This is a genomic window from Acidovorax sp. SUPP2539 (genome assembly GCF_030158975.1).
Taxonomy (GTDB): Bacteria; Pseudomonadota; Gammaproteobacteria; order Burkholderiales; family Burkholderiaceae_C; genus Paracidovorax.
In genome coordinates this window covers 39,190-50,174 of the sequence record NZ_BQXJ01000008.1, presented here as the reverse complement: position 1 = coordinate 50,174, position 10,985 = coordinate 39,190, and the positions used below count along the sequence as shown (strand labels likewise).

13 protein-coding genes are annotated in these 10,985 nt (G+C 64.7%); 1 reads left to right on the top strand and 12 read right to left on the bottom strand.

The features are described from left to right. Positions 1–32 precede the first annotated feature (32 nt). From AVTE2539_RS22870 to AVTE2539_RS22815, 12 genes are all read right to left on the bottom strand, one after another. A complete protein-coding gene (locus AVTE2539_RS22870) occupies positions 33–350 on the bottom strand; it encodes a methyltransferase (protein WP_284414181.1) in 318 nt (105 codons plus the stop codon). Positions 351–388: 38 nt separating this feature from the next. Continuing rightward, positions 389–1,498 carry a DUF6094 domain-containing protein gene (locus AVTE2539_RS22865; protein WP_284414179.1) on the bottom strand — a complete coding sequence of 370 codons (1,110 nt, stop codon included), beginning with the start codon at positions 1,496–1,498 and terminating at the stop codon, positions 389–391. Positions 1,499–1,572: 74 nt separating this feature from the next. Beyond that, positions 1,573–2,244 carry a hypothetical protein gene (locus tag AVTE2539_RS22860; protein WP_284414177.1) on the bottom strand — a complete coding sequence of 224 codons (672 nt, stop codon included), beginning with the start codon at positions 2,242–2,244 and terminating at the stop codon, positions 1,573–1,575. 76 nt (positions 2,245–2,320) lie between these two features. Then, positions 2,321–2,581: a hypothetical protein gene (locus tag AVTE2539_RS22855; protein ID WP_284414175.1), complete on the bottom strand. Its 261-nt coding sequence runs from the start codon at positions 2,579–2,581 to the stop codon at positions 2,321–2,323. Between the two features lie 90 nt (positions 2,582–2,671). Beyond that, positions 2,672–3,385, bottom strand: a complete 714-nt coding sequence (locus AVTE2539_RS22850; RefSeq protein ID WP_284414173.1) for a DUF3275 family protein — start codon at positions 3,383–3,385, stop codon at positions 2,672–2,674. A 63-nt stretch (positions 3,386–3,448) separates the two neighbouring features. Then, the gene (locus AVTE2539_RS22845) at positions 3,449–4,372 is read right to left on the bottom strand and encodes a DUF3577 domain-containing protein (protein ID WP_284414171.1); all 924 of its coding nucleotides are present in this window, start codon (positions 4,370–4,372) and stop codon (positions 3,449–3,451) included. A 370-nt stretch (positions 4,373–4,742) separates the two neighbouring features. Then, positions 4,743–5,429, bottom strand: coding sequence for a hypothetical protein (locus AVTE2539_RS22840; RefSeq protein WP_284414169.1), 687 nt, complete (start codon positions 5,427–5,429; stop codon positions 4,743–4,745). 388 nt (positions 5,430–5,817) lie between these two features. After that, entirely contained in the window at positions 5,818–6,180 is a 363-nt protein-coding gene (locus AVTE2539_RS22835; protein ID WP_284414167.1) for a DUF3085 domain-containing protein, read from the bottom strand. A 49-nt stretch (positions 6,181–6,229) separates the two neighbouring features. Continuing rightward, a complete protein-coding gene (locus tag AVTE2539_RS22830; protein ID WP_284414165.1) occupies positions 6,230–7,027 on the bottom strand; it encodes a GTPase in 798 nt (265 codons plus the stop codon). Between the two features lie 160 nt (positions 7,028–7,187). After that, the gene (locus AVTE2539_RS22825; protein ID WP_284414163.1) at positions 7,188–7,580 is read right to left on the bottom strand and encodes a hypothetical protein; all 393 of its coding nucleotides are present in this window, start codon (positions 7,578–7,580) and stop codon (positions 7,188–7,190) included. A gap of 19 nt (positions 7,581–7,599) precedes the next feature. Continuing rightward, positions 7,600–7,812 (bottom strand): hypothetical protein, encoded by a 213-nt coding sequence (locus AVTE2539_RS22820; protein WP_284414161.1) that lies wholly within the window; start codon positions 7,810–7,812, stop codon positions 7,600–7,602. A gap of 336 nt (positions 7,813–8,148) precedes the next feature. Next, positions 8,149–9,720 (bottom strand): ATP-binding protein, encoded by a 1,572-nt coding sequence (locus tag AVTE2539_RS22815; protein WP_284414159.1) that lies wholly within the window; start codon positions 9,718–9,720, stop codon positions 8,149–8,151. Between the two features lie 651 nt (positions 9,721–10,371). On the opposite strand from AVTE2539_RS22815, the gene AVTE2539_RS22810 reads away from it, so the two are divergent. Further along, on the top strand, positions 10,372–10,866 hold the full coding sequence (locus tag AVTE2539_RS22810) for a hypothetical protein (RefSeq protein ID WP_284414157.1): 495 nt from the start codon (positions 10,372–10,374) through the stop codon (positions 10,864–10,866). The last annotated feature ends 119 nt before the right edge of the window (positions 10,867–10,985 follow it).

The following is a 10,985-nucleotide window of genomic DNA, read 5'->3' as shown; positions in this document are numbered from 1 at the left end:
GGCGCTGGCGGCCTGCGGGAAAAGCCTGCGGGTCAGATCGCGGCCGGTTCCTCGGGCAGTTGCACGACGGTCTTGCCCTGGTCCGCGCTGGTGACGATGACCAGCGACAACCGGGGGGTGATCGCGAACCGCGAGGTCACCGGCGTGCCGCGCTCCAGCGCGGTGCCGTTGGCCTGGCGCTCGGCCTCGCCGACCTCGCCCCAGTCGCCGCGCACATGGCGCTGCACGTAGGGCAGGGGATCGATGAGGGTCTTGCTCGCGAGCCAGCGCACCTTCTCGCTCAGCTCGATCGTGCCCAGCGCGAACAGCGGTTGCGGAAGCGGCTTGCGCCGCTGGAACAGTGGAAACATGTTGATTCTCCTTGCCGTGGTGGATGGATGCGCCGGGATCAGCGGATGGTCAGGACCTCGCCCAGCGTGGGAGAGCCCGGGGTCATGTCCCAGGCCCGGATCACCGGCACGAACTTGTCGGTGAGGATGCGCGTCTCGGCGATCGAGCCGTCTTCGCGTTCTGTGAACTCGCGCTGCAGCGCCTTGTCCTTGTGCGTGTCGCCCTTGACGATCAGTACGCGGCCCGCCTTGGAGCGCACCACGCCCGAGATCGCACCGGCGGCCAGCGCCAGGGCGAGATGCCACGGAGACAAGGCCCGCGCGGGCGGGCGCAGCGACTGCTGCGCGGCGCCCAGGTGCGTATCGAGCATCGGCCAAAGGCCGCGCAGCCGGCCGACTTCGTCGGCGAACTGCTCGGGCTCCATGGTCACGCGGAAGAAGTTCTCCGGCGCGGCCACGCTGGCAGGAACGATGTACGGCAGGAACGGCCATTCGCCGGGCAGTTCTTCGGGGATCACCTCTCCGTGCCCGACCTGCAGCAGAAGGGTGCGCGCGGCGGCGGCCGCATCGGCGGCCAGGTCGCGTTGCCGGATGCGCCGGCCGAAGATCACCACCTGTTTGAACTGCGTGTCCACCGCCCGGTAGATCCGCAGGTCCGCATAGTGGCGCGTCAGCCAGCCCACCAGCTCCGCGTCGAGCACGTAGCCCGGGACGATGAATACGAGCACGCCGCCGTGCTGCAGCAGTTGCAGGGTGCGCTGGTAGAACAGCTTTTCGAGGCGGGCGCGGCCCTGGCCCTGGTAGCCGATGTTGCCGTTGACGTCCTTGGCCAGATCGCCGTAGGGCGGGTTCAGCCACAGCAGCCCGAAGGCCTGTTTGGAGATCATGGTGTCCATCAGGTCGGCGTGCAGGCAGTGATCGACCAGGCCGCGGGCATGGCGTGCCCGCTCCGCGTCGAACTCCACCGCATACGCCTGTGCCCGCTCGTTCCCGAGCGCCCGGGCCATTTCGGCGATGGCAGCGCCTTCGCCTGCGCAGGGGTCGAGGATGCACATCGGGCCGTTGCCGGGAACCAGTGCATGCAGCGCTCTTTCGAGCGTGGCTTCGTCGGTCGGGTAGTAGCCGTTCTTGATGAAATTGCGGGCAAGCCGCGCAAACATGAGGGCCATGGAATGCTCCTTGGGATGGATGAAGGAATGCGGTCGCGCCGGCGGTGTCGCCGCCGGCACGACCATTGCGGAACTCAGGCCACCGCTTCGAGCGACAGCTGAGGTGCGGGGTCGATGGACTGCGGAAGCCGCCGCGGTTCGATGCGCAGGACTGCGTTGCGGATCAGGTCGCCGAGGGCCTGGGTGAGCACCGGAACGTCGATCGCGAGCCGGTGGCCTTCGAGGGGCCCGAGGGCGAAGGGAAGGCGTGCCAGCATGTCGTGGCCCTGCAGCAGATCGAGCACCGGCTCGCGCCAGTGATCGAGCAGCGGCAGCGGGCAGGTATCGCGCACCAGCGACCAGAGCCGGTCCGGCCTGCAGTGGCTGTCCTTCGGCAGCACGGCCAGGGCGCTGGCGTTGGCCTTGTCGGGCCTGGCGCAGCGCCGGTCGAACAGCCACACGTTGGACAGCGCACCGAAGAGCGTTCGGCGGTAAGCACGCGTCATGCGCTTTTCCAGGCGATCCACATTGCCGACGAACACCGGAACGCTGCCGCCCTCGGGAGTGATGACGTGGAACTGCTGCAGTCCCTGCTCGTCGCGGCCCAGGGTCAGGCGTGCGAGAAACTGCTGGACCGCCGTGTCGCGGGCCCAGATCGATAGGAAGACGAGACCGCCCTGGTCGTCGCCAACGCACGCGTCGGCCATGACATCGGGGCACTCGTCGATGCGATAGAGCGGGGAAGATCGGGAATCGGTGGTGGGCATGGTGATGTCCTCGGATAGGCGGGGACAGCACTGCCCGGTGGGGCGTGTGCAGCCCCCTGGGGTGGAGTGATGGCGTTCAGACCGGCTCGAATTGCCGGCTGTACGGGTTGAAGCGCAGCACGTCGTCGGCTGCAGTGATGGGCGTGAAGCCGTCGAGGTAGATGTTGCCCAGGTACTGCGCGCGATAGGTCAGTGCCTGCCGCGCCTGGTCCTCGGTCAGGCCGTTGGCGACGAAGTGCTCCAGGAGCTCTTCATCGGTGGAGGTCTCGTCGTTGGACAGTTGGCCTTCGACGAAAGCCAGCAACGGCCGTGGGAGCGTTGAAAGAATCGGGTCCATGTCGGTGCGTTGAAAGATGGCCGGACGAGTCCCGAAGGAGAGGCGCGCCCGGCGTATGGATGGGAAGCACCGCGGGTGCGGTGCCTGCGATCACGCGGCCTGGCTCACCGCCGGGCGGCTCCAGACCTGTGCCTTGATGTCCAGTGCGTAGCCCAGTTCGCCCAGGCGGGCGATCTGCGCACGCAGGGTGCGACGGCCGATGGTCGAATCGAGCTTCACGCAGTCCTGCAGCGGCCAGAGCAGGCCGAACAGTGCGGCGTCCTCGCTCTCGGTCGCACCCTGCGCCTGGCTGGCTGCGCTGTGGGCGGAAGAGGGCGTATCCACGCCGAATGGCGTGGTATCGACCAAGGGATCCGTCGATGCCTGCGGCATCGCGGCGCCCGTGGATGGCGTAGCGGGCTTTGCCGGCGTCGCCGGAGCCGGCTGGCGGGCGGCGGAAGCCGCACCCTGCTCTTCGTCGAGGGGATCGACGTCCTGCGTGGCAAAGCTGCGCGCCTCGTCACGGCTCAGCTTGTCGATGCCGTGGAGCGTCATGCCGTCCAGGTTGGCGCGGATCTCGAACCGCATGCCGTCGCCCACCGGATAGGACTTGGGGAAGATGTAGCGGATGACGAACTCCCCGTCATACCGGCCCTCGGGATACTGCTCCAGCTCCGCATCCTTGACCGCGAAAACGCCCAGATGCGTGGTGAGCCGCCCGACCGTGAACGGTCCGTTGCGGCCGCGAATCGTGCGCAGCGTCAGCTGGCCTGGAACGATGATGGGCGAGGGCGCGGGGCGCTCGCCGGGTGTGGTGGTGTCCATGATGATGTCCTTGCGTTCGCTCGGGAGAAGAAGGGCGGGGCCCCGTGCGGGGCCCTGCCGGTTTCAGAACGACTCGACCGCTTCCGGCTCGCGTTCCTGCTCCTCGCTCACGGGCTCACGCTCGGCGGGCTCGGGAGCATGGACGGATGCCGCGTCGGGGGCGTCTTCGGCTTCGGACGCGGAGGCATCCTCGGTCGGCGGCGTGTCGGGAGCCGGTGCCGCCAGCGGATAGACCTTCTGGCCATCGATCTTGATGAGCCCGATGTGGACCAGATTGGCCTCCAGGGAGGCGGCGGCTTCGCCGGCACGTTCCCCCTTGGTGCGCAGGTACGCATCGATCTTCATGTCGTTCAGGAAGAACGAGATGAGCACCTTGCGCTCGGCCTCCACGGCTTGCACGCAACGCCGCACCAGATGGGCTGCGGATTCCGTCTTCACCTTGGTCTCGATATACCGGTATTCCGGCTCATCGGTCGGCCCGGCCAGCGCCGCGATGCAGCAGGCGAGGAACGGGTCGCCGTCCTTCGGACGAACTTCCTCCGGGCGGTTGAGATACCCGATGCCGCGGGTGATGAGCTCATGCGTCTCGATGCGCATGAACTCGCCGCGATCGACCAACTCGGCCTTCAGCAGGCGGCCCTTGAGGCCCGCCGCCGCTTCGCCCTTGCGCTCGCCCTCGGTGCGGATGAAGGGATCGGGCCACAGGTCGCCGATGCGGAAGCGGACCAGAGGCCGCTTCCGGCGGTCGTCCACGCCCATGTAGCTTTCGACCAGTTCCTTGGCCTTGGCGCCGGAGACCTTCAGATCGAAGGTGCGGTAGCTCGGGTCCTTTGCGGGACCGACCAGCGCGTCGATCTTGCAAGCCAGGAAGGGCTGTGCGCGGCGGCCGCCGCGGACCGGAACTTCGCGGACGTTCTTCAGGTAACCGATGCCCGAGGTGTGGAGGTCGAAGTAGGACTTCGCGTTGGATGACGATGAGGTAGTCATGGTGGTGCTCCAGAGGATGAAGCGGAGACACACCGACCCCATCGTGCGGGGAGAGGTGCGTAACCCCGCGGTGGGTTGAACAGGCGGATGCATCGCCACCGGAAATCGGCGGCCGTTCGCGCGATGGATGCGATGCGAACTGGTTCGGTCACGCAGCCTGGCGGCTGCGCGCAACTTCGAAGACCGAAGGTTGCCTGGCATGTCGCCGACTTCTGTCGGCAGGCATGCGCGGAGCGTCCTGCGTTCCGCCTCGTGCTGCCAGACAGAACCCGTGCCGCGGCGCGACCGCATTGAGCAAAAAAAAGCCCCCGCATGGCGGGGGCTGGGAAGCACAGGGCGCAACTCGACGCCTCGGAAGCGAAGAGGCATGTCATTCCTCTCCCCGGACAACGAGGCCTCCCATCAACTTCCAGATGGCGGCGCGCTGCACCTTGTCGCGATGGGCCACGTCTCGGATGCCGGCCAGAAGCCGCAGCGCTTCGCGCGCAATGACCACGCCTGCGCTGTCGAAGTCGTTGCTCGACAGTGCGCTGCGGATCAGGGGGCCTAGCTGCGTCGCGTCGCTGGACGTGCTGTCCCATGCGAACTCGCGGCTCATGTAGTGGCCCGCGCCACCGAACTCGAACAGGTGAGGCCTGTCGCATCGCCAGCAGCCCTCGAAGCGGACCTCACGAAGGTGGTGCCCGTCATCGAAGCACGTGGCGAGCAGGAACAGGTCCTTGATATCGGCTGCGTCCCCGAAGTCGTCCCGCTGGATCATGGAATCCAGTGCCGTGTCTCCGTCGGCGCAGAAGTGGTTGCCGAGCACCTGCAACACCTCACCGATCGGCGTGATGCTGTCTGGTGAAGGAGTGAAGCCCAGAGGCGCTGCAAGATCGATCAGCGTCTCGCGCAGATCGTCCCAGCTGGGGGAGCTGTCGGACCGGAGGGCGATGTAGGCCTCGCCGTTGCCGGGATACTCGGCATCCAGCCGGAATTCGCTGAACAGCGCACGGATGACCGGTGTAACGCGGTCGAGAACGAGGACACCGGTGGCCTCGTAGTAGTTGTCTGCCATAGCGTGGCTCCTGTAAAGATCGCGGAGCCAGCCCCTGCGGACATGGCATCCGCAGGGTGGACTGGAATCGGGGCACACCGGCCCGTCGAGCGGGGGAAGGTGAAAAGCCCCGCGCTGGGTTGAGTGGATGAATGCATCCGCCACCGAAGTTTCGGAGGCCGTTCGCGAAGTGATGCGAAGCGAACTGGTCCGGCCACGCAGAGCGACTCGCTGCGCGCAACCTTGAAGACCGAGGGTTGCCTGGCATGTCGCCGACGTCTGTCGGCAGGCATGGCCGCAGCGTCCTGCGGATTGCTTCGGCGAGCCAGCCGCAACGCGATCGACCACCAGCCGCATTCCCGCAAAGAAAAAGCCCCCGCTTGAGCGGGGGCTGGGAGGCGCAGCGAACTCAGTTCGTGCGGTCGGAGGGAACGGCCAGCATCGTGAGCTGCTCGGGCGTGGCAGAGAGTTCGAGGTCATAGCCGCCGGCCAGAACCTTGGCGAACACTACATCGCCCGGGTCGATGTGCTCAGCGAAGTCGTCGCCGCCGAGTTCAGCATTCGCCGTGTGCCACCAGTCATCGAAGGGGTCGATGTCCGGATTGCAGCCCACCGCGTATGCGATCAGCTTCTGGCGGCCGTTGCTGTTGCGGGCACCGCGCTCGGCGAGCCAGTACACGCCCTGGTCCTTGACCAGGACGATCCTGCAGCGCTGAGCAGCAGCTTCGGCGAGCACGGGGCGAAGATCGGCGCCCCTGAAACGAAGAGACATGATGTGCTCCTGAAAAGCGAAGTTGAGAAGGTCACGTTGGTGCGATGCTTCACGCCGGTGAGTACGTCCTCGCTGGCAGCGGTGTCACGCGGATGCGCCGCCAGCTGCCGTCGTCGAGGCGCGATTCCAGTACGCTGCCAAGCTCTTCGAAGTACACGTCTTCGACACGGTCAATGGGCTGGCCCACGGGAAGAAACTCGATCACGTAGGCGTCTGCGCCGCGGTCGTACAGGATGCGCACGCCCCCATCGAACTTCGCCGCCGAGACCGTGAAGGTGATGGCCGGCGGCGTCTTGCAGATGTCCGACGGCTTCGGATCTACCCAGTTGAAAACCTTGGCACCCGCGTCCACCAGCATGTGCGTGATTCGGCGGAAGCCATCAGGCGCCGGAAGCTCCTCCAGTTGCTCGATCAGTGCGGCGAGCTCGGGGCATCGTGGCTTGGGAATGGGCAGCTTGGCAGGCGCAGCGCCCAGCACCATCGTCTCCGAGATGAACTCGGTGCCATCCGCAGTTCGTTCCGTCCGACGCTCCGGTGTGTCCGCACGCAGGCCGTCGAACCGGCGCCTTGCGTACGGCTCGACCAGTACCCTGGCACCCTCGTCGGGCTCCATGGTCACCAGCGACCGGTCCAGCACGGCGAACTCGGCGCGGCCCGTCTTGACGACGATGGCCTCCGCCGTCTTGGCGACGACCTTGCCCTCGAATGGTTTGGGATCGAAGGTGATGCCGAGAGACGAAGGCCGTGGCACGCCGTCGAGGATGCAATACGTGAACCTGCGCACGTTCGAAGGAATATGTAACCGCACCAGGGCGGGCAGCTGGGCACGAAGAATGGTGGGATCCATGGAAACCTCCTTGATGAAGCACAAGGGGCTTCCCCCCAAGGGAGAGGCTCCCTTGGGGGTTGATAGAAAAGCGGGCGCTCAGGGCGCCCGGTGATGAAAGCGAGGGCTGCGCGGCGAGCCGCGTAGGTTCCTCGTGGCCAGGACCCTGGCCGGCGTGGACTTACCAGCCCACGTAGTTCAGCAGCAGGTCGGCGATGACCTGTCTGCTGTGCAGGTCGAGTCCCCCGAAATCGGCGAGACCCTCGAACCGGCACTGGCGCAACATCGCTGCGCCTTCCCGAGCGTTGTAGAAGCTCACCATTGCGGAGAGGAACATGCGCTGGCCGCTGCTCAGCACGCTGAGTGCTTCGCCGATGGCAAGCAGGTTGGGCCGCAGGTCCCACTTGCTCGTGGCCTTGCGCATCCCTTCCATCGTGCCGTCGCCGAACCACTCGGGACCGGCAATCTCGATACCGCGCTTCCAGGCTTGGAAGAACGCTTCCGGTGCAGCAGCGAAGTGGATCTGTTCGCGCACGAACAGATCGGCGACCTCCGGGGGAAGAGTCAAGTTCATGATGGAATCCTTCACGGGATCAGGGGTTGGGCAACTGGGACCATCCACCGCGCTGCAGCGCGCGCTGGGCTGCTTTCTCGCTGCGGAAGTACTCGCTCGATTCACGGGATACGGGACCGTCGAGGTCGCGCGTGCCGATGTAATGGCCGGCGGCGCTGTGCAGCACCTCCAGGGGCAGCAACTTGCCGGCGTAGTGCAGGGCCAGGTGGCCGAAGACAGATGGCTTTGGCATGGACAGATCCTTCTGGATGCGCGAGGCGCCACAGCCCAGTGCGGGCAGAGGCTCCCGCAGGACGTGGATGAAAATGCATCGACGCCACGAGGGGCGTTCGTCCGCGCAGCGATGCGAAGCGGACTGGTGGATCGCGCGGGACGAATCCCGCGGCAGCCTTGAGATCCAGGCTGCTGGCATGGCGCTGACGGCGTCAGCTACACATGCGTCCAGCATCCCGCCCCGATGCCGGGCAGTGGTCGGCCAATCCGATGCCGCCCTGGACCGCATTCCGTCCAAAAAAAATGGCCCCGCACCGGAGTGCGGGGCCTGCGTGGCTTGGTTGTGGATTGACAGCTAGGAGGAGGTGACCGATGCCAACTTGCCTTCCGCATCGAAGGCGAGCCTCACGCCGGCACCTGCGAGTTTGGCCTGGGCTTCGTAGCGCAGTGCGCGCGGAAGCAAGGCTTCGACCACATGGTGCGGTGACGAGGAACTGCCCACGGCGATGAAGGTCCGGATGGTCTCTTCATCGTCGTCTTCGAGGTCCTCGTCGTAACGATCATCCACGGTGTAGTCGCTGACCAGCCGCGTGACGCTGCCTGCCTCCCTGGTGACGTACAGCGTGCCGTCCTTGCGGAGGGCTGAGACATCGAAGAGCTTGCCGCCTTCGAGAAGCCCGACCTGCAGCGAGTCGACGAGCTCCAGAGCGACCTCCCAGTCGGCCAAGCCTGGATGCTCCATCCGATGCCGTGATGCACCGACGCTGACCGCGATCCGTTCCGCGCTGAGCGGGCGTGCCAGACGAAGAAGCCAGTGGCCTGCATCCAGGTTGATTTGATCCAGCAAATAGGCGTCCGCCGCCTGCAGAAACACTTCAGCCAACAGCACATCGCCATCATCGTCTTCGATCCGCCAGACTCCGGCTTCCGACATGGCGTCCGCGGAAGTCACTCCGTCGTCACCGTAATGTTCCCAATACCGGCAAACCCCGGCTGGCCGGTCTTTCCAGTTGCGAAACCAGGCGCGCGGCACGAAGGGAACATCGTTGAGGAGGTCGGCGTTGGAGGAAATGACGCATGCGTCGGCATACCACTCGGCGAACTCGTGACCGGCCAGCTCGGACTTCTTGTCCATTAAGGCCTCTCTGTAGGCAACATTCACTGCAGCCTGGATACGAGGAATATCGCTGGATTCGTTCAGCAGATGCTGGCGATCAGGTAGCTTGGCGACCATGTCGTCGGGCAGCAGGACGACCTGCTTCGGCGCATGCGAACTTCCTGCTTGGATAGGCAGCCCCTGGAGGAAGCATCGCCACTGGTTCGTGGCGCCATGCAGGTCGATCAACACCTTGCCCATGGACGTCTCACGCCATCGAAGCTCGGGCTTTGCCAGCGGCCTGGGGATTTCGGCGTCATTGACGTACACCCTGACCGGAAATGCCTCGCACAGTCGCCGCATCTCCGAGCGCACCCAGTCCGGCAGAAAGACGTGGCGATCCGGTGAGCGTACGCCGTCGAGCTGGATCTGCGTGCCCTGCCAGGTGCCATCTGCCGGGAGAACCTCGATCGGCTCTCCGGCAAGGATGTCGGCGGTTCGTGCGGAAAAGGTCTTCCCGCATGACCGCACCGTCAGCCGTTCGGCGAAGTACAGCGTGGCGAGCGCACCCATGCCGAAGGCGTTCTCACGCTCCCTGATGGATGCTTTCCAGCCTGATTCGGCGATGTGGATGAGCGATTGGAGGTCTTCGATGCCGCTGCCATTGTCGTGGATGGCAATGCAGTCGTCGGTGACGTAGATCCGGATCTCGCTCGCCTGGGCGCGGCGGGCGTTCTGCAACAGTTCCCCCAGCATGGAGCGCTGGTTGAACGCATGCCGCAGGTTGGCGATGAGGCGGTGCTGATTGGTCTGAAGTCGAATGGTCGTCATGGTTGGCTCCTTGGATGGAGTGCGCCGTGGCGCACGCGGGCGCACGCCCGTCCGCTCGCATGAGCGGGCGAACAGGACGTTTGCCGGTAGGAATGAAATGGGCAGAGTCGCCCGGAGAAGGGTTCGCATCAACGCCCCTGGGAAGGGCGTGCGTCCGCAGGCTTGATGCTGGGCGGACTGGAGGATCGCGCGGTTGGTGTTCCACGGCAGCCCAAGGATCCTGGCTGCTGGCAGCCGCCGACAATGTCAGCAACGCATGCGATCAGCATCTCTTCCGGACGCCCGGGAGTGGTCGGCGAATGCGATGCGGTCGCGCCCGCATTCCAGTAAAAGGTGCGCCTATCACTTAGTGCATGGCGTTCCTGACGTGGAAGGGTTTCCTAGCCAGGAAGAGTGAGGGGGCGGGCACCGCCGCCGGTCAGCGACGAGCCAGGAGGTGCAGTGCAACGCCGGCGCGCTGAGCTGCGCCGACTTTGGGCAGTATCGTTATGGCGTAGCCCAGCGATGGATAGGCGCTCTGGAGCCGTTCGAACTCATGGCTGGGGATGGCGCAATCTGGGCCCTAGTTCATGCGGTCCGTTGAATAACGGGGCACAATACGCTTCAATTTGTATAGACTTGTGCGAGGATATATCTTGGGAGTGAGAAATTATGCTTGATCGCATCGTGGTTCCTACAGATAACATCTATAAGTTTATCGCCTTGTTCTCGCTGGTCGTGCTGATATTTTGTGGGTGGCAATCAATATCATTTAACACGGAAGTGAATTCAATCGTTTTTAAGAATTATCCGGAAATGCAGGATCTGCGTGCGCTGGATGCGCGCTCGCGCGTGCAAGATGCTCGGTTGGCGGTATTGGATCGCCAAATCGAGATTGCGACCCAGGACAGGAAATTCTATAACTCGCTATTAGGGTTTTCGATGGCCATTGCCATTTTGGGACTGGTAGTTGGTTTTGGCGTTTGGTACCGGAAGATTCAGCCTCTGGTTGATGCGCAAAGCAAGGCTCAGCTCGAAATCCTTCAACTTGAAATAGAAAAAATCAAGCTCGAAAACCGAAGGCTGGCCGATTCGCTCAAGGCAGGTGACGATCCTTCCAACATGCCGGCAGCCGCGTCACGGAGCGGTGTCGTCGGAGAGGCCTGACACGGCGGTCGCGGCGGGACTAGGGTAGACGCCCTGCTCCAAGCCAAGAACGCAATAGTATTGTCGCGCGGCCCGCCGTGGCGAGTTGGATGTGGCAGGGCAAAACATCAATTTAGCGG

Excerpts from the sequence above, each read along its gene's own strand:
- AVTE2539_RS22870 (WP_284414181.1), bottom strand. The coding sequence starts at position 350 with ATGTTTCCACTGTTCCAGCGGCGCAAGCCGCTTCCGCAACCGCTGTTC.
- AVTE2539_RS22865 (WP_284414179.1), bottom strand. The coding sequence starts at position 1,498 with ATGGCCCTCATGTTTGCGCGGCTTGCCCGCAATTTCATCAAGAACGGC.
- AVTE2539_RS22860 (WP_284414177.1), bottom strand. The coding sequence starts at position 2,244 with ATGCCCACCACCGATTCCCGATCTTCCCCGCTCTATCGCATCGACGAG.
- AVTE2539_RS22855 (WP_284414175.1), bottom strand. The coding sequence starts at position 2,581 with ATGGACCCGATTCTTTCAACGCTCCCACGGCCGTTGCTGGCTTTCGTC.
- AVTE2539_RS22850 (WP_284414173.1), bottom strand. The coding sequence starts at position 3,385 with ATGGACACCACCACACCCGGCGAGCGCCCCGCGCCCTCGCCCATCATC.
- AVTE2539_RS22845 (WP_284414171.1), bottom strand. The coding sequence starts at position 4,372 with ATGACTACCTCATCGTCATCCAACGCGAAGTCCTACTTCGACCTCCAC.
- AVTE2539_RS22840 (WP_284414169.1), bottom strand. The coding sequence starts at position 5,429 with ATGGCAGACAACTACTACGAGGCCACCGGTGTCCTCGTTCTCGACCGC.
- AVTE2539_RS22835 (WP_284414167.1), bottom strand. The coding sequence starts at position 6,180 with ATGTCTCTTCGTTTCAGGGGCGCCGATCTTCGCCCCGTGCTCGCCGAA.
- AVTE2539_RS22830 (WP_284414165.1), bottom strand. The coding sequence starts at position 7,027 with ATGGATCCCACCATTCTTCGTGCCCAGCTGCCCGCCCTGGTGCGGTTA.
- AVTE2539_RS22825 (WP_284414163.1), bottom strand. The coding sequence starts at position 7,580 with ATGAACTTGACTCTTCCCCCGGAGGTCGCCGATCTGTTCGTGCGCGAA.
- AVTE2539_RS22820 (WP_284414161.1), bottom strand. The coding sequence starts at position 7,812 with ATGCCAAAGCCATCTGTCTTCGGCCACCTGGCCCTGCACTACGCCGGC.
- AVTE2539_RS22815 (WP_284414159.1), bottom strand. The coding sequence starts at position 9,720 with ATGACGACCATTCGACTTCAGACCAATCAGCACCGCCTCATCGCCAAC.
- AVTE2539_RS22810 (WP_284414157.1), top strand. The coding sequence starts at position 10,372 with ATGCTTGATCGCATCGTGGTTCCTACAGATAACATCTATAAGTTTATC.